This window comes from Mucilaginibacter sp. P1_A3 (assembly GCF_056406855.1).
In genome coordinates this window covers 271359-297086 of sequence record NZ_JBFTZJ010000002.1, presented here as the reverse complement: position 1 = coordinate 297086, position 25728 = coordinate 271359, and the positions used below count along the sequence as shown (strand labels likewise).

The 25728-nt window shown below is 40.4% G+C and carries 13 protein-coding genes; 9 read left to right on the top strand and 4 right to left on the bottom strand.

The window, feature by feature from the left end; translation table 11 throughout:
• The first annotated feature begins 58 nt into the window (after nucleotides 1–58).
• On the top strand, nucleotides 59–1147 hold the full coding sequence (locus tag AC1D0K_RS05410) for a pepsin/retropepsin-like aspartic protease family protein (RefSeq protein WP_477395872.1): 1089 nt from the start codon (nucleotides 59–61) through the stop codon (nucleotides 1145–1147).
• Nucleotides 1148–1289: 142 nt separating this feature from the next.
• A complete protein-coding gene (locus AC1D0K_RS05405) occupies nucleotides 1290–2189 on the top strand; it encodes a PepSY-like domain-containing protein (protein ID WP_477395870.1) in 900 nt (299 codons plus the stop codon).
• A gap of 94 nt (nucleotides 2190–2283) precedes the next feature.
• On the opposite strand, the gene AC1D0K_RS05400 is transcribed toward AC1D0K_RS05405, so the two are convergent.
• The 3 genes from AC1D0K_RS05400 to AC1D0K_RS05390 are packed head-to-tail and all read right to left on the bottom strand — an operon-like array spanning nucleotide 2284 to nucleotide 8019.
• Entirely contained in the window at nucleotides 2284–3852 is a 1569-nt protein-coding gene (locus AC1D0K_RS05400) for an FG-GAP repeat domain-containing protein (protein ID WP_477395868.1), read from the bottom strand.
• Between the two features lie 9 nt (nucleotides 3853–3861).
• Complete coding sequence (locus tag AC1D0K_RS05395; RefSeq protein ID WP_477395866.1) at nucleotides 3862–6531, bottom strand: glycoside hydrolase family 2 protein; 2670 nt, start codon at nucleotides 6529–6531, stop codon at nucleotides 3862–3864.
• A gap of 51 nt (nucleotides 6532–6582) precedes the next feature.
• Nucleotides 6583–8019, bottom strand: a complete 1437-nt coding sequence (locus AC1D0K_RS05390; protein WP_295721145.1) for an alpha-L-fucosidase — start codon at nucleotides 8017–8019, stop codon at nucleotides 6583–6585.
• Between the two features lie 463 nt (nucleotides 8020–8482).
• On the opposite strand from AC1D0K_RS05390, the gene AC1D0K_RS05385 reads away from it, so the two are divergent.
• From AC1D0K_RS05385 to AC1D0K_RS05355, 7 genes are all read left to right on the top strand, one after another.
• Nucleotides 8483–9103 carry an RNA polymerase sigma-70 factor gene (locus AC1D0K_RS05385; RefSeq protein ID WP_295721146.1) on the top strand — a complete coding sequence of 207 codons (621 nt, stop codon included), beginning with the start codon at nucleotides 8483–8485 and terminating at the stop codon, nucleotides 9101–9103.
• Nucleotides 9104–9282: 179 nt separating this feature from the next.
• Nucleotides 9283–10374 carry a FecR family protein gene (locus AC1D0K_RS05380; protein ID WP_477395863.1) on the top strand — a complete coding sequence of 364 codons (1092 nt, stop codon included), beginning with the start codon at nucleotides 9283–9285 and terminating at the stop codon, nucleotides 10372–10374.
• A 172-nt stretch (nucleotides 10375–10546) separates the two neighbouring features.
• Nucleotides 10547–13930 carry a SusC/RagA family TonB-linked outer membrane protein gene (locus AC1D0K_RS05375; RefSeq protein WP_477463014.1) on the top strand — a complete coding sequence of 1128 codons (3384 nt, stop codon included), beginning with the start codon at nucleotides 10547–10549 and terminating at the stop codon, nucleotides 13928–13930.
• Nucleotides 13931–13935: 5 nt separating this feature from the next.
• On the top strand, nucleotides 13936–15522 hold the full coding sequence (locus tag AC1D0K_RS05370) for a SusD/RagB family nutrient-binding outer membrane lipoprotein (RefSeq protein WP_477395858.1): 1587 nt from the start codon (nucleotides 13936–13938) through the stop codon (nucleotides 15520–15522).
• Between the two features lie 121 nt (nucleotides 15523–15643).
• Entirely contained in the window at nucleotides 15644–18958 is a 3315-nt protein-coding gene (locus tag AC1D0K_RS05365; protein WP_477441526.1) for a VCBS repeat-containing protein, read from the top strand.
• On the top strand, nucleotides 18958–20301 hold the full coding sequence (locus AC1D0K_RS05360) for a vanadium-dependent haloperoxidase (protein ID WP_477399422.1): 1344 nt from the start codon (nucleotides 18958–18960) through the stop codon (nucleotides 20299–20301). The genes AC1D0K_RS05365 and AC1D0K_RS05360 overlap by 1 nt, the downstream gene beginning before the upstream one ends.
• Before the next feature lie 33 nt (nucleotides 20302–20334).
• Nucleotides 20335–22524, top strand: a complete 2190-nt coding sequence (locus AC1D0K_RS05355) for a glycoside hydrolase family 3 N-terminal domain-containing protein (protein WP_477399424.1) — start codon at nucleotides 20335–20337, stop codon at nucleotides 22522–22524.
• Nucleotides 22525–22606: 82 nt separating this feature from the next.
• On the opposite strand, the gene AC1D0K_RS05350 is transcribed toward AC1D0K_RS05355, so the two are convergent.
• On the bottom strand, nucleotides 22607–25720 hold the full coding sequence (locus tag AC1D0K_RS05350) for a DUF5107 domain-containing protein (RefSeq protein ID WP_477441524.1): 3114 nt from the start codon (nucleotides 25718–25720) through the stop codon (nucleotides 22607–22609).
• Nucleotides 25721–25728: the final 8 nt, after the last annotated feature.

The window sequence follows — 25728 nt, the reverse complement described above, 5'->3', positions numbered from 1 at the left end:
AAAACAATTAAGTTTCCACTCAATCTAACAATTTAATATAACCGTATATACTATATACATGAAAGTAAAAATATATTTAAAAGCGCAAATCATTGGTTTTTTGGCGTTTACTTTAATATTCAGTTCTTGTACAAAAGACAAAGCCACGCCTGCGGTAGTAAATGCAACGCCAGTAACTTTGGGCTTATACGAATACTCCCTCGGCCAAAACAAAAGAGTACTTATTCCAATTACCCAGGTTGGTACGCAAACGGTAAATTATGGAACTATATTTGATACCGGCTCGCCGGGATTAACCATAGATGCCACAGGGATACTTCCAGCATCCATGATCACTTCAGCCGGAATCACCGTTACCGGCGATTCTACAGTTGTTAATGGTATTACCGTAACTCCCAAAACTGCCACGATAAGTTTTGGCGATGCTACCGGTACTACTAAAGAATACGGGAACCTTGCTTATGCCAACATTAAGGTAGGCAACTCCTTAGGAAGCCTGAATTTGAAGCGGGTACCCATTTTTTTATATTATAAAATAATTGACGGAACCGGCAAACAACTAAGTGCCCACTCGGCTGATGTTTTTGGCGTTGGGCCAGGATTAAGCAACACCCGGAGCGAAATTTCAAGTCCATTAAGGTTTTTTGAATATGGTACCGGTCTTACAAGCGGCTTTAAGATTGCCACTTTAAATACAACCAGTTTTTTGGGCACGCCGACCTACGTTTCCGGCCTGCTTACTATAGGCCTTACAGCATCAGACCTTTCCTCATCAAATTTTATTATGCACCCGCTTACCAATACCACCAGCGGTTACTCGCCAAATATACCCGGAACAATAACTTACAGCGGAAAAACAATTGCAGCACAGTTCCTGTTTGATACCGGAACACCCTCTGTAACTACTATTGAAGACAGGCTAGCCACAAACGCCATAGGGGCGCTGCCGGCAAATTCAGTGGTAACAATAACTACCAACAGGGGTTTCACATATACTTACACTACATCAAATACGGGCAACCTCACCGAGGTACAAAACCCTAATAATACAGCCGATTACCGTACCATTTTAAGTATCGACTTTTTTATAAAGAATGAATACCTAACTGATTATGACAATCACCAAATTGGGTTAAAAAACAATTAAAGGAGGCGATTTTTATTCGTCGATTTATAATAGCTATTCATCGACACATAATTTCAACACTGCTGCTGCTGAGTTAATTTTAGATAAGAAAATGGCCATCAAGGCCATACTAACTATCAACTTAAAATTAATTCAGATGAAAATGAGATCAATTTACCAATTGTTATTATTGTTGAGTGTTGCAGGGTGCCTGGCATCGTGTAAAAAGGAAAGCGCTTCCAAATCAGCTTCCGCTACCACCACAACTTCCTCTACCATCACGTCAACAGGGGCTATCGCCATTAGTTTGGCATCTGGCACAACAGATACCGTTTACGTGGTTGGCTGCTACGGCAAGCATAGCAAAAAAGACACGGTTGCTTCCAGTGCGCTACCATCCGCAATTGGCACTTACTTAACTGCAAACTACAGCGGTTATACCTTTAAAAAAGCCTATTCAATTGCTGATAGCGCCAAAGCAATTACTAATTACATAGTGGTGATTAAATACAACAGTGCTTTGGTAGGCTTAAAATTTACTACTGATGGAACATTTGTAAGTATATTGGAGCAGAGAGCAGGGCATGATTTGATGGGACAGGGATGGCACTATGGCGGCCCCTTTGATAATCGTGATGGCAAACACCGCGATACCATTGCTATATCTGCTCTCCCTGCTGCGGTGACCAGCTACTTCAAAACCACCTATCCAACAGATACGCTGCTGCATGCATCCATCACTCCCGATAGTGCCTACGTGCTCATCAGTAAAAATAACGGCTTGTTTGCCACTGCTATCAAAGCAAACGGTACATTAATTAAACGCACCCAAATTGATAAACATGCAGGTAAACATACAGCAATTGCCGAAACCAGTTTACCAGCTGCCATCACAACTTACTTAACAACAACCTACCCAGGCTATGTGCTTGACAAGGCATTTTCTTACAGTGTAAGTGGTACCTTAAAAGGGTATGATGTGGTAATTACATCAAACAGTACCAAATATGCCGTAGTATTTGATGCCAGCGGCATTTTTGTTAAAGCATTTGCTGTGCATTAAAATCTTCCCGTAGTATATTTTAACCCGGTTATCTTTAGGTAGATACCGGGTTTTTATTTAGGAAACAGGGTTTTCTTTATCTCTTTAGATAAGGTTATTTCTTTGGCTGATAAAGCTGATTCATAAAAACAGTGATGCCATACTTTGCGCCTTTCCATTTAGCATCCAGATCTTTAGGAACAGCACCGGGGCTTTGGGCAAAATTACCCGCTATAATGTCTATATCGCCATCGCCGTCAATGTCGGCTTTCTCTAGGGTTAAAGTCTTCAGGGGGATCTCGCTCTTCAGAATGTAAGGTTTAAAAGTAAACTTCTTCTGGTTTGTATTTTCTAGGTATACAAAAGATTCATCCACCAGTTTACCAAAATCGGGAAAGAAAGCACTACAGGCAAGGTCTATATCACCGTCTTTATCAAAATCTTCGGCCAAAACACGGGTTACACCGTATATTGGGTAAAAAAACTGCTCTTTAAAAACGTTATTGCCCTGGTTAATATTAATCCGGATGCCGTGGTATGCTTTTAATACCTGTGAGTAATCAGCATTGTCGCCGTGCACGGTTATTATATCGGTAAGTCCATCGTGGTTATAATCAACCAGCGTCATATCTGTAGTACCATAGTTGGGCGGAAACCGCAACACTCTCTGGGCTTTAAATTTCAGATTATCTTTCTGATAGAAAATGTAAACACTCTCATCGCCCTGCGAAAACATAGCTACAATGTCCTTTTTGCCATCGCCATCCATATCCTTCACATAGCATTTAATGGCCCCGGCAAGCGGCAGTAAAACAGTTTCCACATATTTGCCGGCTTTATTCTTTTTAAACAGCGATAAGCCCCCTGTTTTATTTCCGAAATTACAAACAACAATCTCAGGAATGCCATCATTATTCAGATCAACTATTTGAGAATTAACGGGCCTGTGCAACGCACTTAGCAGTACAGAGCTGGTACTGTCTTTATAATTTACATATGAGCCTAAACTCAGCTCGGTTGGGTATAGTTTACCTATCTCGGTAAAATAAGTGCTTCCTTTATAAAAATTAAAATCAACTACCGGGCTTTCTGTAGTTATTGTTTTTGTAACGCCGATATTATATTTCCAGTTGTAAACCTTGTTAAGAAAATTCCCTATCCATAAGGTATTAGTTTCGGAGTTATACTCTAACCCGGTTATTAATGATGGTACCTGGTCATCAATTTGAATATCCTGCCTGATGAACTGTTTTAGCGGGCTGTTACGGGTTAGCCTGCTGTCATCGGCAATAAGGGAATCAGGCGCTAAACTAATCACATACGCTACCAGCTTATTCCATTCATCCAAATTTAAAACAGGGGCATCAGGAATGATGTTATTTTTTTTTACGATTATCTTTTCTTCATCAGATAATCCGCGCAACGGATCATAGTTGGGATAAATGATCCCCATCCTGGCGGCCATTACAGGCAGCACATGCAAGCGCCAAACATCTTTAGTTAAACTGGTGGGATCTGGCAACATATGGCATGTAGCACAAAAAGTAGTGAACAAGGCCTTCCCCCCGTCATCTACCTTTACCGGCTTCACCCTTGCAGTAACAGGGCTATAGGTTAATGAATTCAGACCGATCATCAACGTTATCGCAAAAAGCACCGTTAAGATGATCAGTCTGATATTCATAATTTACTTTTATTGATCAATACTTATCGTTTGGGGGCTATTTCCATCATTCCAACCGTCAACACTCACCACCAATTTTTTATTATTTGCGGCGCCATTGTATTCAACTATCACCTTTTTTTCTTCTCCCGGTAAAACTGTGATATAGTTATCACTGTAAAATGCAGGCAAAATCCTTGCTTTACTGTCCGCATCCACTAATGAAACTCTGTTAAAAAAAGCAAGTACACTATTCTGTTTATTAACTAACGTAACTTCTACCCTACCTGGTTTTAAATATTTTGCTTTAACGGATAATTCTTCGGTTTTCATTTTTTGCAGACCAGAAAACGCGCCTTTACTATCCGGAATCCAGTAAGTATTATCCGTTATAACTTTCTTATCCTCATCCAGTAATTGTAATGACAGAAAAACGCCCTCTTTGGCGGCAAGCTTATCAACAGATCCCTTAACAGAGAAGTATTTTTTAACCGTATTGGCATTTATATCAGCAAAAACCTGGGTCAGTAAATTCTCTTTACCTTGCATGTCATAGGTTTTTACCACCATCATCATGCTGCGCCGGGCTTTAAAGGTATTGTTGGCTACCATTATATTGCCATTAATTGGGTTGTACATAATATGGAATGGCGCACTGCCATTGTGTAAACCATACAGACAGGCATTAGGATCAAGGTAATAATCATACATCTGCCCGCGCATGGCTGTCCATGGGTTTTGGGTTTTCCAGATGATAAAACCGGTATACCAATCCCACATGTGCGAGGTGAAGCCCTCGGCAAGACCGCGGTACTGATCATAGTTTACCAGTTGTGCTTTCATAGTAAAATCCGCAGCACTTTTGGCTTTGCCATATTTATTGATGCTGGTATCATAACCAATGTATTTATGGTAATCCCAAACACTGTCTACTTTATTTTTGTGTGTATCTTCATCATAAACCGGCGGAACCATGTTTGCCGTTGGGATAAATCTTTTCAATGATTCATAATCGCCTACACCAACAGAACCCACTTCGGAATTAAAAGGAAAAGTTTTATATTCCCAAAACACCGATAAAGGCTGAATACCGTAAGGCCCATCGCCATTACCACCCAGTACATTGTGCGACATGCTATCTGAATTAGAATAATCAACAAACCAGCGGGTATTATCAAGTTTAGGCAAAATGGTATCCCGTAAAGCAATAAGGATGTCCTCGGGCGGAGTAATTTCATTGCCACCGCACCAAATAGCCAGCGACGCATAATTGCGCACCATTTTTATCTGATCGACTGCCGAACGCAGGAACAAGCCATGATCATCCGGGTATTTGCGGCGTGTCCATTGATCATCAAGTTTCTGAGGATCCTGCCAACGGCCGTTGCAATCGCCAGATCCCCACAAATCCTGAAAAACCAGCATACCGTATTTATCACAGGCTTCGTAAAACTCAGGTCGTTCAATCATCGCTCCTCCCCAAACCCTGATCAGGTTTAGGTTCATGTCCTGATGAAAACGAACTTCGGCATCGTAACGCATATCCGACAAGCGTAGCATGGCGTCAGATATAACCCAGTTGCCCCCTTTTATAAATATCCGTTGACCATTAACCGCTATCTGCCTGCTGCCAGTATGCTCATTATACTCGCTGGTTAATTGCCTTACCCCTATTTTAAGCAAATGCTGATCAGATATCACTTTGCCATTAACCGCAAACTTCAACTTAAAATCATACAAATTTTGCGGTCCGTAACCATTTGGCCACCATAGTTTAGGGTTAGGCAAACTGTAATCATTAAAACTTACATCAGCAGTTGAATTTGGTTTCAGACTGATGCTTTTTGAAATTACTTTACCACCCAGCTCAAAACTTAAAGTACCGCTAACGGGTGCTGTTGTAGGGTTACTTAATGCGGCCGATACTTTAATAACTGCAGGCTGTTGGGCACCTTCAGGAAGCCTTACTCCCGGAACCAATGTAATAACATGTTCATCGGTAATGCGCACTGCGCCGGTTTTTTGGATGGTAACCTTATCCCATATCCCGGTATTTCTATCTCTCATCGGCTGAATCCAATCCCAGCCTGCTGTATATTGCAACCCAACATTCCTGGCGATGGTACCATCACCACCCTGACCGCCATTCGGGTTACCTAATACATCAGGCGGGTGCACTAATACGGCTAAACGATTGTTGCCATTTTTGGCTAAAAAGGATGTTATATTATAGGTAAACCTTAAAAACATTCCTTTTTGAATGGTTTTATTTAGTTTGTGTCCATTCAAATAAATATCACAGCTATAGTTTATACCTCTAAAATTAAGGTAAACCTGGCCACCGTTTAGTGCCGGTACTTCTTTAAAATCTTTGGTAAACCAATAAGTATAGTAATCTGCTCCGGTTTTGTAAATATCAGGTATATGCTCATTATTCATGCCCCAAAACGGGTCGGGTATTTTTTGATTGTTTAACAGCGTAGTTAAAACAGTGCCAGGCACTGTAGCCGGCATCCAACTGCTGTTATTGAATGCTGTTGTTGATAGTACCAATCCGTTATCCTTTACGCTGCTTACAGGTGCACACATCCAGCCTGAGTTGAGCTCATAGCTGCTTTGCGCATATATATTGGTTGCGATTAAAAATAAGATGAGCGTACAAAATAATTTAGCGGGCCTGAATATTAATAGTTGGGGCATTTTATTTAATTATAGATGTGTTATATGTATAGTAAATATATAAGTTGATAACTACTGAATTTTAAATACGGCAGCATGCGCCAAACCGTTTTGTGTTTGTAAAGATGCAGGTATATTTATTTTAATTACACCTTCGGCCACTGTCCATTTCAGTTTTTTGCTGATACCCAGCAAACTTATTTTTTTTATTTTATCAGCATCCTTTAGATGTAGTGAGATATTTGAAGGCAAAACCACGGCTTCTTTATCCTTTTCGGCCAAAACAAATGCATATGTGCTTTTGCCAGCCTTGGTATAATATATATTTCCTTCGGAGTAAGGTGCTATCGCGTCAGAATTATAAATGCCCTCACCGTTAATTTTAATCCAGTCGCCAATTTGTTTTAGGCGGCTATATGCAGCAGGATCCCAATCACCATCAGGCCCGGGACCTATATTCATTAACAGGTTACCGCCACGGGATACAATTTTCACCAATAAAGTTATTATTTCATTGGCAGATTTATAATGATCACCGGGTACATAGCTCCATGAATTACCCATAGTGATACAGCTTTCCCAGGGATGATCCAAAGGCGCATCCGGCACCTGTTGCTCTGGCGTAGTATAATTTTCATATTGCCCGGCAACAGTACGATCAACCACTATTAAACCTGGCTGTTTTATTCTTGCCGCCGCGGCTATTTTTGCCATATCAATATCCTGATCATACGGAATAGTACGCTGCCAATCCACGGCTGCATCTATCGTATTCTTTGGTCTAACCCAGCCGCCATCAAGCCACAAAATATCTACCTTTCCATAACCTGTCATAAGCTCCTGGATCTGGTTAAAGGTGAAATCCTTAAATTTTTGCCAGCGCTCTGGATATTTAGCAGGATCATAATTTACGTTTCTGTCTTTAGGCGGGAAGTATGGCCACCAATAATTTTCTGTATGCCAGTCTGGTTTTGAAAAGTAAGCTCCAATCATAAAATTCTCCTTGCTAAACGCGTTAAATACCTCCTTAGCTACGTTACTCCTGGGGTTGACCGAGAAAGGCGTTTTTGAGCTGGTAATTTTATAATCGGTTTGTTTGGTATCAAACATGCAAAAACCATCATGGTGCTTGGTAGTAAAAACCACATACTTCATCCCCGCATATTTTGCAGCAGCAACCCACTTTTCGGGGTTAAAATTTGTAGGATTAAAAGTGGTTTGCAAATTTTCGTAAGCTTTTTTGTAATTGTAGTAATCGCCGCCATAGGGGCCACGGCGTTGTGTCCACCCCTCATCCTCGGGGCAAATACTCCAGCTTTCAACAACCCCCCACTGGCTGTAAGTGCCCCAGTGCATAAATAATCCAAATTTTAGTCCCTGCCATTTATGCAGTTTCTTTTGAACCAGTGAGTCTTGGGGTATTACATAATCCTTTGACATATTATGTTGTTGTGCCATCAGATTATTTAGTGGCAAAAGGAATGCGAGAAAAACAAGGATTTTTTTCATTTATAATTGTATTTTTTGTTTCTTTATATAGGTAACCAATTAAACCGCCATAATAAAATCTTCTGGATAAAATTCGTAAATGAAAGGATAAAATCCGAACATTTTATATGCTTTTTAATGCGTAATAATTCATCAAAAACAGCACTTAGTGTATACAATACAATGATGAGTTTGAAATTTAAAATGCTAAAATAGTATACATACACTATACTTACCCTACTATTTTAGTATAAATTGAGATATAAAATGTCATTTTTACATTTTAAAATAGCTAAATATGGCATCTAAACACCCTATTGACAACTTTTTTATTCAATTTGCCTACACACTAAGTAAATAAATTTCGAGAAGAATGAATTTTTCATTAATTACTTGTCGAAATTAAAATAAATGCTTCTTTTTGTTATCAAATTATTACATTGCATCATAATAACTGTTCTGAAAACACATAACTGACTTGCTATTGAAAATCTCTAAAACTGATACTCCGGATTTATGGAAACAAGTTTGTTTTGATGACGATATCAAAGCATTTGAATTACTGTTCCACGCGCTGAATACCCGGCTTATAAAGTTTTGTGTATTTTACATCCGCCAAAAGGAGGCAGCAGAAGAGATTGTATCCGATGTATTTATTAAATGCTGGGAATCGCGTAAAAACCTTACCGAAATTGCTAATCCGGAAACCTACTTATTTGTAGCGGTAAAAAATCAATCATTCAATTACCTTAAAAAATTCTCCAATATCCATCTTGTACAGATAGAAGCTTCGGACGAAATTGAGTTTGTAAACACCTTTGACCCCGAAAAGGAACTGGAACGCAAAGAACTTCACTTTTTATTAGATAAAGCTATTGGATCCTTACCGCAGCAAGCTTGTATAATTTTCAAACTCATTAAAGAGGATGGCATGAAGTACAAAGAAGTTGCCGAAATTTTAAACATATCTCCCCGTACTGTTCAAACCCAACTTTTCAGATCAATGAAAAAACTGAGCATCATACTTTCGGGGCATCAGTTAGCATCAAAATCGTCTGAAAGGGCTTCTTCTGGTCACCACATCATAGGGCTTCCGTTGTTATAGTCATTCTTTTTAAATTTTTTTTTAAAGCTTACAGGTAATTTTAAAAAAAGCTCATCCGACAGCCAAATCATAGCCTTTCTGTTTTTATAAAAATTCTTTTTAATTTTTTTTTAAAAGCTTGTAGGCAATTTTTAAAAAAGTATTGTCCTATCTTAAAACAAGCCCGCTTACGCAATTAAATGGTTAACGAAAGATTTATTGAACTGCTCGCAAAAAAACTCTCGGACGAGATCGATGCAGGAGAATTAGAAGAATTCAGTTTCCTGATCGCGAACGACGAGGCTTGCAGGCAGCAAAATAATTTTTTTAAAATTTATTGGGTTAAAAACGAGGAACAATATTCAAATACCGAATTAATGTTTCAACGGATCAGGAGCAAAATTGAAGTTCCCGAAAAACATACCGAAGAAACTGAAACCGGAGTGATTGCAAATAGTTACAAAAGCAGTCGGATAGTGATACGTAGTATCGCGGCAATTCTTATTGCAGGTGTTTGCATATTCGCTGCGTACAATTTTTGGGGTTATAATTTAAAGGATCTTAGAGTTGCTGATTTGCAACAAAAAAAAACGCCGAGCCGCGTTAAGTCGAAGATCTATTTAAGCGATGGTTCAATTGTTACTTTAAACTCAGAAACGACATTGAAATATCCCCCTACATTTAAAGGATCAACCCGCGAGGTTTACCTTAATGGTGAAGCCTTTTTTGACGTGGCCAAGGATCATCAACATCCGTTTATTGTGCACGCGGGCAACATGAGTATCAAAGTTTTAGGGACAGCCTTCAACGTTAAATCATATAAAAATGATTTAACAAGCGAAACCACCCTCATTAGAGGTGCTATTGAAGTAACCCTGGCCGACAGACCATCTGACCGCATCATTTTAAAACCAAATGAAAAGCTGATTTTAAAAAGTACCACCTTTAAAAAACACATTATAAATAGAAATTTAGTAGCCCAAACTCCAGATACTGCCAAAACCAGCTATGCTTTAACCAATCTTACGTATCTGCGATCAAACGATACTACAGTTGTTGAAACCTCCTGGGTAAATAACAGGCTTGTTTTTAAAGACGAAGACTTTAATGAATTAGCAAACAAAATGGAACGCTGGTATGGCATAAAAGTGAAATTTAAAAACTCAGCGGCGAAAGACTTTCATTTTACCGGTGTTTTTGAAAAAGAAAGCGTTACACAAGCGTTAAGCGCTTTGCAATTGATTGAATCATTTTCCTATAAGTACAAAAATGAAACCGTATATATTTATTAACCTAACTACTGAATTAAATAAGCCTATGAAATAAAGTAACCTTTACATACCCAAAAAACGGGAATTACCAATGGTAATCCCCGTGAAGATGAAGATCTGTTAGTTAATCATGCAATGCTCTCTCGAACAGAACATTGCCATTTAATCAAGTCACCTTTAATTAAGTAAAAGTATGAAATATTTTAAACACCCCAAGGGTGTAAGAGATAACTATTGGCTATTTAAGTCCATATTAATAATGAAATTGACATTTATTTTAACAGTGTTCTTTAGCCTGCAAACCATGGCGAAAGTATACTCACAACAAAAAGTCACCTTTAATGTAAAATCGGTAGATTTTAACAAAGTTATCTCCGCCATTCAAAAGCAAACCAACTACCATTTCGTTTTCAGCGAGCGTAAGATCCCCTCAACAAAAAAGATCACGCTTAACGTACAAAACGAAGAGGTTACTTCGGTATTGAACAAGCTGTTGGCTAATTCTGATTTCACATACACCCAATTGGAAAATAACCTGATCGTTATCTCTCAAAAAAATGAGATCATAAATGCAGCTATTATTCATGGTAAGGTTGTTGACGAAAATGGCACTCCGGCTCCTGGTGTTTCAGTAAGGGTAAAAGGCACTACAACCGGCACTATTACTGATGCAAATGGTAGTTTCTCGGTAAATGCTCCTGATAATGCTATACTGGTATTTTCGTTCTTAGGTTACGAAACCCAGGAAGTAGCGGTTGCGGGCAAAAAAGAACTAAGTGTTAAATTAACCATATCTGCCAAAAGCTTAAGCGAAGTGGTAGTAACTGCGTTAGGTATCAAAAAAGAATCAAAAAAATTAGGCTACTCGGTATCAACCGTTAGTGGCAATGTATTGGATAAAGCAAAAGAATCAAACGTTGCGTACTCATTAGAAGGTCGCGTAGCCGGTTTGAGTGTAAGTGGTACTAACGGTGGTGCGGGTTCATCAGCACGTATCTTATTACGAGGTGTAACCAGTACAAGCGCTACACAGGGTCCGTTATTTGTAATTAATGGCGTGCCAATGGATAATACACAAAGAGGTCAGTCCGGCGAATGGGGTGGTGCTGATTATGGTGATGGTATCTCTAACATCAACCCTGATGATATTGAATCCATGACTGTTTTAAAAGGCCAGTCAGCGTCTGCACTTTATGGTACACGTGCCTCTGGTGGTGTAATTTTAATCACTACAAAATCGGGTAAAAAAAATTCAGGCTTTGGTGTTGAATACAATACCAATTATCAAATGGATAAAATTTATGACAACACCGATTTTCAAGAAGTTTATGGCCAGGGCGAAAATGGCTTAAAACCTACTAACGCTGCAGGTGCCTTAGCTTCAGGAAACTTAGCTTGGGGCGCAAAATTGGATGGATCGCAGGTAATTCAGTTTGACGGCAAAAATTATGCTTATTCAAAAACCAGCGACAATTATACCAAGTTTTACAAAACAGGTAACACCTTTACCAATACAGTTTCTTTAACAGGCGGTGGCGAAACAGGAGCCTTCCGTTTGTCATTATCTGATATGAATAACCACGCTATTACTCCAAATAGCGGATTGAACAGGAAGACATTCAACTTTAACGGTTCACAAACTGTTATTAAAAACCTTGATATAAATCTTGTTGCCAACTACATTATAGATAATGAAAAAAACCGTTCTGGTTTAAGTGATGGACCGGGTAACCCTAATAACGTTCAGTTTTTAGCACCAAATGAGGCACAAAGCATTTTATCGCCTGGTGTTTTGGCAGGAGGTAAAGAACAATCATTCACTAATGATATTTATGTAACTAACCCTTACTTTGCTGCTTACAACTTTATTACAAACACAAAAAGGGAGCGTTTAATATCTTCTATCTCGGCAAGATATGCTATTACACCATGGGCTTATGCTCAAGGCCGTATAGGTTATGATAAAATTAACGATGCTCGTTTAGGTATCACCCCTACCGGTACTGCCTATGCAAGTGGAAATGGGTCAATACAAACCCAAACTACACAAATCACTGAGTTTAACGCTGACGCTTTGATAGGTGCCAAACATGACCTTGTTAAGGATTTTTTAAACCTTGACTTGTCTATAGGTGGTAACATTCGTAAAGCTAATACCTCAGGTACATTTATTAATGGTGATAACTTCATCATTCCATATTTTTATGACCTATCTAACGTGCCAAGCAGAAACAGTGGCAACCAGGGCGTATCTGCTTTGCAGGTTAACTCTGCATACTACACTGCTGATTTTGCCATAAAAAACTTCCTGGTTTTAAGTACAACGGGGCGTTATGATGCCTACAGCAGTATATCAAGTGCAGTTGGGCGTGGTATATTTTCGCCATCTGTGTCAGCCAGCTTTATTTTCTCTGATCTTGCTCATGTTGAGGGTCTCGACTTTGGAAAACTGCGTGTTGCGTTTTCGCAAACAAGCGCTGGAGCTCCTACCTATGGCAATCAGGTGTATTATTCTGTAAACAATGCTGTCAATGGTGTTAACGCTGGTGGTTTCAGCTCACAACTACCCAACCTTTTGTTACCTCCAAATACTTTAAAAGAACTTGAGATTGGTACCGAAATGAAATTCTTCAACGATCGTTTAGGTCTTGATGTCGCCTACTTCCAAAGGAAAACGACAAAGGAAATTCTTAACAGTTCTATAGATTGGTCAAGTGGTTACACCAATGCTTACATTGCTACCGGATCTGTTCAAAACAAAGGTGTGGAAGTTGAGCTTCATGGCTCGCCTCTAAAAAGCAGCACGTTCACCTGGACACCTGCTTTCAACTTCACCTACGTAAAAAACAAAATTTTACGTACAGATGCAAACAATGCAAACATAGGCTTAGGTACCTACCGCCCATTAAATGCAACAACTGCTTTTGTTGTTGGTTTGGCCGGCCCGCAAATTATGGCTAACGACTATAAGCGCGATTCCGCCGGTAACATCATTTTTGATGCGAATGGTAACGCCGAAGCCACTGCACGTATACCAATGGGTAGTGTTGTACCTAAAATTTATGGTGGTTTTAATAACGACTTTACTTATAAAAACTTTAACCTTGGTTTCCTTATCGATTATCGTTTTGGCAATAAAGTATTATCAGCAACCAATTATTACAGCATCTTCCGTGGTTTAAATAAAATGACCCTTACAGGTCGTGAAACAGGTGTTGTAGGTGTAGGTGTTACTGAGACAGGCACGCCAAATACTAAAAATGTTCCTGCAGAAGATTACTACCAAAGCTTGGCGCGTAGCGTATCTGCCCTAAACGTTTTAGACGGCAGCTTTATTAAACTGCGCCAGGTAACATTTGGTTATGCTATTCCAAAGACCTCTATAGCCCGTACTCCATTCAGTTCTATCACTGTAGCATTAGTGGCCAGAAACTTATGGACAATAATGAAACATACCGATAACATTGATCCTGAGTCAAACTTTGCACCAGGAATTAATTATGCAGGTATTGAAGGTACAAGTGTGCCTGCAGTTAGAACATATGGGTTAAATGTAAACTTTAAATTTAAAAAATAACAAAGATGAAAAAACGACTTATATATAGTTGCCTGCTTGTAGGTGCCACCTTTATAGCGGGTTGTACTAAAAACTTTGACAAAATCAATACTGATCCAACTAAAGTAAGCGCGACTTTAATTAACCCCAACTTCTTAATGGCGCAGGCTCAGATCCAGTTTTCAAACACTGGTTATGATCAGTTATTATTTCAAAGCATGTGGTCGCAGGCTTTGGCTTCAACATATGATTACTACAGAAATGGCGATAAGTATGTTGCCAGCGGTAGTTTCCAGGATTACAAAGCCCGTACGTGGAATAACGGTTACAGTTCATCAACATTGATAGATGAAATGAAAAATTTGGTTAAGGGCAATGCTGCGCTTAGTAACCTTGACAATTGCGGAACCATATTGCGTGTGTTGATATTAGAGCGGGTAACCGATGCCTACGGCGATGCACCTTTTTCACAGGAAGGACAGGCAAAGGCTGGTATCTTTACACCTGTATTTGATGCTCAAAAAGATATCTACGCATCCATGCTTGATCAGTTGGATAAAGCTTGTGCTGCACTTGATGCTTCAAAAGCAGGCCCTACAAGCGATTTATTCTATAACGGCAATGTTGCACAATGGAAAAAGCTTGGCTATTCACTGATGCTAAGAGCTGCTATGCGTTTAACAAAAGTTGATGCAGCCACAGCACAAAAATATGCCGAAAAAGCATATACCGGTGGTACAATGGCTGGCATAGCTGATAATGCAAAAGTAAAAGCTGATTATACCAATAGTAATGGTAACAGCGATGCAGCTGCATTATTAGTGCCTGATGATTTCAGGGAAGTAAGATGGGGAAAAACGCTGATAGATTATCTGAAGTTAACCGCTGATCCACGCATCAGCGCTATAGCCGAAATATCAAGCGGTACGGGTAAAAAAGCTAATGAAACTACTGTAGCAGGTATCTCTACAGCGGCCCTGCAATTTGGTATGCCTAATGGCTATGACCTTAACGGCGGCGCTACAGACATATCTAAAGCTTTAGGATATCCAGGTACTTCTCCTGCCGATCCTTCGGTTTCCGGCGATGCTGCTGCTCCGGTTGGCAAATACTCACGCCCTAAAGTTTTGGTATATGATGATCGTAATCGTTACAACTTCCTGTTAACTTATGGCGAAACTGAGCTTTTATTAGCTGAGGCGGCCACAAGAGGATGGGCTACAGGAACTGCAGCTACTCATTACGCTAACGCGCTAACTGCAGACATGCAAACTTTATCTCAATTTGGTACAACATCTGTTGATGCTGCTGCTATTACTGCTTATGTAGCCGCTCATCCATTAGTTGCAGCTACTGCACTACAGCAAATCAATATGGAGTATTATGTTGAAACTGCAACCGTATTTAACTTTAACGAAAACTGGAACAACTGGAAAAGATCCGGGTTCCCCGTTTTAACCAAAATTACTTACGCTAACCAATTTGCTACAGATATTCCAAGAAGAATTGATTATCCAGTTACTTTACCTTCAACAAACGGCGCAAATTATGCTGCCGCTGTTGCAAGAATGGGTGGCGACACATTCCTAACACGTGTTTACTGGGATAAGTAAAATTTAATTTCCTTAACAAACAGGGAGACATTATTGTCTCCCTGTTTGTTTTATTACCTTTATATATAATTCTGTTCACAGAATTGCGTATCCCCGACCATGAGTTTTTATTAAAGTACTTATGTCCCTTTTTAATTTATATTCTCCTAAAGGTATGTTCAGCCCCGTTGCTGTAGCAACTGCGGCACTTTGTTTGTCATCTCTTACCTCCTACTCCCAGCAATCCTTATTTAAACTGCTGAACAGTAAAGAAACCAATATCAAATTCAGCAATGATATTAATGAGACCGAATCGCTTAACGTTTTATCATATGAGTATTTTTACAATGGTGGTGGCGTAGCTGTTGGCGATATTAATAACGATGGTTTGCCCGACCTCATGTTCACCGGGAATATGAAGCCAAATAAGCTTTATTTGAATTTGGGACACATGAAATTTAAGGATATCACCAACGATGCTTGCCCCGAATTGGGTGGCAGACCAGATTCATGGAAAACAGGCGTAACCATGGCCGACGTTAATGGCGATGGATTGTTAGATATTTATGTTTGCTACTCTGGTAAAACTGATAACGAAACCCGCAGCAACCAATTATTTATAAACCAGGGAAATAACAAATTTAAGGAAGAAGCCAAAGCCTACGGCTTGGCCGACCCCGGATATAGTACGCAGGCTGTTTTTTTTGATTATGATAATGATGGCGACCTGGATATGTTCCTGCTAAATCATAACATCAAAAAGATAGATAATATGGAACTGGCCCGTTATAAAAATCAAACTGATGATTTAGCCAGTAATAAACTTTTTAAAAATGATAACGGACATTTTACCGATGCATCAAAAGCAGCCGGCATAGTACAAAATCCACTCACCTTTGGCTTGGGTGTAGCCATTGCCGATATCAATAAAGATGGCTGGCCCGATATTTATGTAACCAACGATTATAACGAACCTGATTACATATACATCAATAACCACGACGGTACGTTTAGCGAAAAATCAAAAGATATGCTCAGGCACATGTCGCACTTTTCTATGGGTGTTGATATTGCCGATTTTAATAATGACGGCTTGCCCGATATTATGACCCTTGATATGTTGCCCGAGGATAACCACAGGCAAAAATCATTACAATTAGAAGAAAACTATGAGTCTTTTGCTTTGATGCAAAACCAGGGACTTTACAAACAATATATGCGCAATATGCTGCAGCTTAACAATGGCGACGGCACATTCAGCGAAATAGCACAATTAGCCGGCGTTTCCAATACCGATTGGAGCTGGTGCCCCCTCATTGCCGATTTTGACAACGACGGATACAAGGATATATTTATCACCAACGGATATTTGAGAGATTATACCAACAAAGACTTTTTACGCTACTGGGGCGATTATAAAATAAAAAAAGCGGTGGCCGGCGAACCATTCCGCCTGATGGACCTGGTAATGGCAATGCCCTCAACATCGGTACCCGATTACATTTTCAGAAATAACCACGACCTTACCTTTACCAACAAACAGGTAGAGTGGGGTCTTAATCAACAAAATATTTCAAACGGAGCTGTGTATGTGGATCTGGATAATGACGGCGACCTGGACCTTGTTGTAAATAACATCAATCAGCCAGCGTCGGTTTATCAAAACATGAGCCGGGATAATAACAACACCTCTTACATGGCTGTTAAATTAAAAGGCACAGGTAAAAACACCAATGCTATTGGCGCCAAGGTTAGTGTTTACACAGGTAAAAACATACAATACCAGGAAGTAAACCCAAACCGGGGATATCTTTCATGTGTATCTACAACATTAAATTTCGGTTTAGCCGACATAAAAAAAGTCGATTCCGTACGCGTTATCTGGCCCGATAACTCTTCGCAGTTGCTTAGGGATGTGAATGCTAATCAATTATTGGCCATCAACTATCAACCAACAGAAAAGTCATTTAACCAGGGGAGTATTGTAAAGAAAACCGTTTTTAAACATACGGAGCCTATTATCGATTTTAAACCGGATGAGATCACTCTTAACGATTTTAAACGCCAGTTATTGATGCTGTTCATGTACTCCAAAACTGCGCCTGTTATTGCAAAAGCCGATGTAAATGGCGACGGACTGGAGGATTTGTTTGTCAGCGGAGAAAAGGATAGTCCGGGTAAATTGTTTCTGCAACAGGCAGGGGGCAAATACATAGCCAAAGATATCATTCGCGGCAATACTGATAACATCGGTACTACGTCGGCAGCGGCATTTTTTGATGCCAATGGCGATGGCAAACCCGATCTGTACATTGCAAAAGGCGGTTATTCGTTATACGAGCCCAATACTGCCGATTTACAGGATGAGCTTTATATTAATGAAGGTAACGGTCGATTTGTACTCTCTCCTACTGCCTTACCTATACTTAATGCCAACAGTAAATCGGTTGTAAAACCTTGCGATTTTGATGGCGATGGAGATATCGACCTTTTTGTAGGTGGCAGGGTAATACCGGGCCAATATCCGGTTGCCCCGCAAAGCTATCTGTTGGTAAATGATGGCAAAGGTAAATTCACAGCCGCGCCTATCCTATTCAACAAAATTGGAATGGTTACCGATACACAATGGATTGATATGAATAATGACGGCCGCAAAGATCTTGTATTATGTGGTGAATTTATGCCGATAACTATCTTTATAAATACCAAAGAGGGATTCATAGATAAAACCAGTGATTATTTTGATACTCCTCAAAAAGGATTCTGGAATAAAATTTCCTTCGCCGATGTAAACGGTGATGGTAAGCCCGACTTGATAGCTGGCAACCTGGGCTTAAACACCCAGATCAGGGCAACTGATAAGGAACCTGCGGAAATGTATTTTACCGATCTGGACAACAACGGCTCAATTGATCCTTTCTTTAACTTTTATATCCAGGGCAAAAGCTACCCTTTTGTAAGCAGGGATGAACTGAACGAACAGATTTACCCCATGCGCAGGAAGTTCAACTCCTACAAGATGTACGCCGATGCCACCATTAATGAAATTTTTAGTGCCGATGACCTGGCCAAAGCCGGAAAGCTGGTTATTAATAACATAAAAACTACACTTTTCATCAATACCAATGGCAAGTTCACTGCTGCTGCTTTACCAATGGAAGCACAGTTTGCACCGGTGAGCCAGATCATAACCGGCGATTTTGATCATGATGGGCATACAGATTTGCTATTGTTAGGTAATCATTCAGACAATCGTCTTAAAATTGGAAGTATTGATGCCAACTACGGCTGCCTGCTTAAAGGCGATGGCAAAGGCGGTTTCATATATATAGACCAGTCATCATCCGGGCTTTCGGTTATGGGCGATGTAAAATCGGCTGTAGAGATCAACGTTAACAAAACTCCGTACTTACTGATAGGCATAAGCGATGGGCCGCTTCAATTTTATAAAGAATAATGAATTACTTAAAAAGATCATTTATTGTGTTTTGCGCTATAACTGCTCAGCAGTGTTATGCTCAAAACATTAAGAATAATTATCCGGATTATTTGCAGCCAGATCATGCGGTGAACGCCGTAACCATGGTGATGGTGCATGATGTGGTTAGTCCGCCGGTTGCTGCACGCTACTATGCCTATACTATGCTGGGTGCTTACAATATTGTTGCCGCCAACAATAAAACCATACCCGAATTGCAAAAATTCATTAAGGATTATAAACCCAACAACAGCTTAGATACTATCAAAACCCGGTATGATTATAAAATAGCCGCCTATTACAGCATCCTGGAAACCGGCAAACTTATGCTGCCATCAGGCTTTATGCTCAAGGATGATGAAGACGCGTTTATTCAGCTGCTTCAAAAAACTAAGGTCGATCAAAAAATAATTGACAATTCTGTTAAAGTGGCAGAGCTTGCATCTAAGGTTGCGGTAGGCTTTTCAAAATCAGACCATTACAGCCAGCTTAGCGCACTTAAAAGATATACGCCTATAAAGGACGAGAGCAAATGGTACCCTACGCCTCCGGGCTATTTTGAAGCCGTTGAACCAAACTGGCGCACTATCCGTACCATGGTGATTGATTCGGCCAATCAGTATAAACCAACGCCTTTAATTCCTTTTAGTAAGGATACCACATCGGCATTTTATAAACAGGTAAAGGCAGTTTACCAGGTCTCTAAAAATCTCACAACTGAACAAATTAATATAGCATTGTTTTGGGATTGTAACCCATTCGCCATTACCACTTCCGGCCATATGGCTATCGGTTATAAAAAAATAAGTCCGGGTGGGCACTGGATGCATATAACAGGCCTGGTTACCAAACAAGCGCACCTTGATTTTGACCACGCCGTAATGGTAACCGCTTTAGAGGGCGTTACACTGATGGATGCATTTATAAGCTGCTGGGAAGAAAAATTCAGCAGTAACCGCATCCGCCCCGAAACTTATATTAACCGGTATATGGATGTTAAATGGCAGCCAGTTTTGCAAACCCCTCCATTTCCTGAATATACCAGCGGTCATGCGGTTATCTCCAATGCATCGGCCGAACTGCTTACCTATTTACTGGGTGATAACTTTACTTATACCGATAATACAGAAATCCCCTTCGGCAGCAGCCAGCGCGATTTTAAATCATTCCGCGAGGCGGCAGCCGAGGCATCAATGTCCCGGTTTTACGGCGGCATCCATTATATGGAAAGCATTGAAAAAGGAAACAAACAAGGTAAAGAAGTTGCAGCCGGAATTATCGTCAAAATAAAAAAAGCTGGTATCTTGCCGCAAACTAAATAATCTTCCTATATCTACATAAACATCCACCAAAGAATGAATTGTACAGCACAAAAATTAATAAAAAAAAGCGCCACCTGTTTTTTAGGCAGTGCTTTTTTGTTGGCATCATTGCCGGTTATGGCACAAAAAACTGTTATTTATAAAGATGCCTCGCAATCGATTGAATCAAGAACGAAGGATTTGATATCCAAGTTAACTTTAGAAGAAAAAGTTTCCTTGTTAGGTTACCGGAGTAAAGCCGTTCCCCGTTTGGGCATCCCAGCCTATAATTGGTGGAATGAGGGGCTGCACGGTGTAGCCCGCGCCGGTGAAGCAACCATATTTCCACAAGCTATTGGTATGGCGGCAACCTTTAATGAAAGTTTGGTTGATTCTGTTTCTAATGTGATATCAACAGAGGCCAGGGCAAAATACAATGTATCTACAGCCATGGATCGTCATTTGCAATACATGGGCCTCACCTTTTGGACACCGAATATCAATATTTTCCGCGATCCGAGATGGGGACGCGGGCAGGAAACATATGGTGAAGACCCGTTTTTAACGGCGCACATTGGCTCGGCGTTTGTAAAAGGGATGCAGGGAACCAATCCTCGTTATTTGAAAGCATCGGCTACAGCGAAACACTTCGCGGCACATAGCGGACCAGAAGCTACCCGCGATTCATTTGATGCCATAGTTGATGAAAAAGACATGCGCGAAACTTACCTGTATGCTTTCCATGCACTGGTTAATTCGGGGGTTGAATCGGTAATGACGGCTTATAACAGTATTAATGGTGTACCAAACTCCGTTAACAAAAATTTAGTGACGGATATTTTAAGGAACGAATGGGGCTTTAAAGGCCATGTAGTAACCGATTGCGGCGCATTGGACGATGTGTTTTTGGCTCATAAAACCATACCTACAGCAACCGAAACCGCTGCCGCCGCAATTAAAGCAGGTATCGACCTTGATTGCTCGTCCATTTTTCAGAATGACATTGTTAAGGCGGTCCAGCAAAAATTATTAACCGAAAAAGAAGTTGACGTTGCCCTTACCCACCTGCTGAAAACCCAATTTAAACTTGGCTTTTTTGATGATGCGGCTGCAAGTCCGTTTAAAACATATGGTGCGGATAGTATCCATAACGCACAACATATAGCACTGGCGCGTAAAGTTGCCCAACAGAGTATGGTATTGCTAAAAAACGACAATAACATATTGCCTTTCAAACCAGGTCAATACTCCAGCTTTATGGTACTGGGCCCCAACGCCGCAGCTTTAGATGCTATGATAGGCAGTTACCATGGTGTAAGCAGTAAAGTGGTAAATTTTGTAGAAGGCATTACTGCGGCAGTTGATCCGGCAACCCGTGTGGAATATGATCTTGGTTGCGATTATAGAGATACAACTCACTTTGGTGGTATCTGGGGTGCAGGGAATGCCGACGTTACAATTGCCGTAATTGGTTTATCACCCGTGTTGGAAGGTGAAGCAGGTGATGCTTTCCTGGCCGAATCTGGCGGCGATAAAAAGAACCTGAGCCTGCCCGCGAGCGAAATAGCCTTCATGAAAGCTCTTAGAAAAGGCGTTAAAAAACCAATCATTGCCGTAATTACTGCAGGTAGCGATGTAGATGTTTCGGCTATTGCACCATATGCTGATGCCATTGTATTTGCCTGGTACCCCGGCGAACAAGGCGGTAACGCACTGGCCGATATTGTGTTCGGTAAAATCAGCCCGTCTGGTCACCTGCCGCTTACGTTTTATAACTCGGTTAATGATTTGCCAAAATATGAAAGTTATAGCATGAAAGGCCGTACCTACCGGTATTTTAACGGCCCTGTTCAATATCCTTTTGGCTTCGGCTTAAGCTACACTACTTTCAGCTACGAGGCGGTTTCAGCGCTGCCAAAACAATACACAGCGAAAGATAGTATTAGCATGACCGTTAAGGTTAAAAACACCGGCAACATGGATGCAGATGAGGTTGTGCAGGCCTATATCAAGTATCCAAACCTGGATAGGATGCCAATAAAAGAATTAAAGGGATTTAAAAGAGTTACCGTTTCCAAAGGGAATGAGCAACTTGTCACTATAAAAATCCCGGTTAAAGAACTTCAGAAATGGGATTTGCAAAAACACAATTGGAAGCTTTATCCCGGCGATTACAAGCTGATTTTGGGCAGTAATTCGGCTGACGAAAAGCTAACAGCGGACTTTAAGATTACTGGTAAATAATCAAACAAAATCATTTCAAACAAAACGGGCCTTTTGGGGCCCGTTTTTGTTCATAGTAATATAGGTTTAGAAAAGTCGATATTTATTTAAACTGCATTAAGCTTTCCAATATCCGGATCCCCGAATCGCTGATATCAGTTTGTTGAGGCTGACCTAAAGCAAATACTTGTTTGCACCATTGAAGTACCAAATTATCCGGGGATTGTTTAATCTCCTCATTAAGCCAGGCCCCTGCCTTGTCCCTACCCTCTTGCTTTTCAATGGCCCATGCGGTTACCAAATGATTAGCCGGCAAAAAATTACTTACCGTATTTTCTGTTTTAGGGTTAAAAGCGATGATCTTTTGCAGGGATTGCTTTGCCTCATCGTTTTTACCCATTTTAAGATAACATTGGTAGCTCATCCAATCTTCTAAACGTTCATCCAAGTTTTCGGCATATGGTTTGCCTACACCTAAATTAACGGGCCATTTTTTTGCCTCATTGATAAAGTTTAAAGCATTGCTATAACTTTTAGATGCCATCTTTTGAACGGCTTGCATCAGCTCGGTTTCCCGGTATAGCTCCCGACCGATGGTTGCTCCCTCAAAAGGTAAAATATCTAAATGAGATAAAAGTATGCCGCACTCATGGTAACGCTTGTTTAACAGCAGCGTTTTAGCGTATAAAATACCAATGATATAATTATCCGGGTGCAATTTGTAAAAAGGCTCAACGGTAGTTAACGCATTTGCATATTGGTTATGGCTTACATAATATTCGGCCAATAATTTATTATAACGCCAGCCCTTATCTAATTTTACCGCCATTTTTAAATCAGTCACATCATTAGCATCTCCCACTACCATCGCCGCGCGGGCGGCGTAAAAAGGTGCAAAATCTGGCTGATTAGCACATTGAGCAAACAACTTTTTGCTTTCATCAATGCGGTTTCGATCCTTATATAACAACGCCAGGAAATATTTCGGTTTCCAGTTATTGCTTTGCTGGATGGCCCATTGCAATACTTCTTCATCACTGTTGCGGAAAGGAAATACAAAAGCCGCTGTTGAAGTATTCGCTTTATCTAAAAACAGTAAAAATGGTTTGCCCGCCTTACTTTGCAAAAAAGCCAATTTATAATTAACCAAAGCATTTGCAGGCGATAGCTGTAAAACCTTTTCGCTTTCATCGTAGCAGCCATTTTTAAAATAGGTATCTGCCAATTCTAAATAGCTTTCAATAGGTTGTTCATTGCGGATCATGGATGTAAAGCTGGTTTTATTTTCCAGGGATGATTGCCACAAATACTTTTCGAACCTTGCAAGATGATTAAGCGGTTCGTAAGTTAATATGGTATCCAATACCTGTATGGCATTTTTGTGATCATTTAAATTACGGTAAGCAATGGCCTGCACCTGTAACGCAGAAATATCGAACCGATTAAAATCCAAAGCCTTTGATGCAAATTCCAAAGCTTTTGAATAATTCTTTTCCCGGAGATAAAGACTACTTAAAGCCGAGTAAGCCGCATTGCGATATTCAACCGATAAAGATGCCATATCAAAACCATCTTTGGCATCAACTATATTGCCCATCTGCGCATTGATAATGCCGTAATAATAATTTGCCGCGGCATCATTGGTATTAATACTCAACGCTGTTTTTGCATAGTTTAAAGCATCGGCATAACGCATATTATGAAATTGCAGTTCGGCCATTTGTACCAAGGCAGGCAAAAAGTAAGCGTCTTTTTTTAGCGCAGCCTGTAGTTTTTCTTCGGCAGATGGATACATTTTCTGATCCATAAACTCCTTACCCTGGGTGTATAGCCCATATGCGCTGTTCCAGTCAAAATCCTTAGGCAAATCAAGCGGGCGACTTAAATTATCTGCACTTGGCTTAGATTGATACGTTAGTTTGTTGACGCCCAATGAAACAACAACATCTCCGGTGCCTGCTTTTATGGAGTCGGCAAAGATCTGCAGCGGATTTAACGAAAGTTTTTTGTTGTAAATAACCTTATCACCTTGTTTAACTTCAAGTACATCACCTATCTTTTGTACAGGGTTGAAGTATAATTTAAGCCAGCCGTTATGAGCTATCACATTTAACGCGCCATAGTTGTTAGCCTGTACAAATCCTTTTGTTTTCATCACAGGATACCAGTACTCCGTCCAGGAATCTGAAGCGCCCGGCGCGAAACCTTTGTGTTTAAAGGGAGTAAATGTACTTTTTACCGCAGTTTGATTAAACAACCTGCCCGATTGTATCTCGGAGTATTGACCATCATGATCGGTAAGCAGCTTTTCCCATATCATGCCCTGATCAGACAGTCCCCAGATCCAGATTTTTTTGCCGGCTTTATCTTCATGCCCGCCATAGCGGGCCATGCCGAAATCGTCATCGTGCCAGTAAGCGCCAAAAAAATCGGTGTACTTGCCAAACACATGATATGACTTATAGCCGCCGAAATTATTGTTCTCATAGAAAGATATATCTTTACCGTTTTGCTTATTGACAGGCCAGTCGCTGTACTCTCCTTCGTGCCCCAGGTAATTGGTGCCCGGGAAAATATATTGCAGGTTTCCCTTGGTTTTTATACCGGTGTTCATCCAGTGATAATAAGGCTCCTCCGTTGGGGTGGAATTATACCAGAATGATTTTGTAGTAAAATAGGCTTTATCTTTTGGCAGGTTCACCTCCATAGTCCAGGTAGTGCGGGTTAGCAGATCAAGTACACTGATGATACAGCTTACACTTCCATCAGCATTTTTGCGCACCAGGTAATCAACCGGGGTAACCGAATTGGGTGTATGCCCAATGATGCCATAATTTGGTTCGATACCACCACTTGTCCAGGGGCCACGCATAGCAATATCCCTAAACTTTACTACATGATTTTCATAAACAATGGGCTTACCGGTTGACTTTTCAATAGCCGACCAGATCTTGCCGCCTATCTGCGGCAAGATGGTCAGTTTTATATATTCGTTTTCCAGTTCTACAACCTTCCATTCCTTTTGCACCGGCTTATCCGTAAATCCATCGTAACGGAAATACGGATAAATGTTGGTAAAGGCCGGGATTGGGTTAGGATCCGCAAATGGATAAGTAGTTATAGTTTTGTTGTATTCCTTAATGCTCGCGTCCTGCTGGGCAAAAGCATTTAAATTAACTATGCAAATGCATACAGCTATCAACCATCGTTTTTTCATGAGAACTA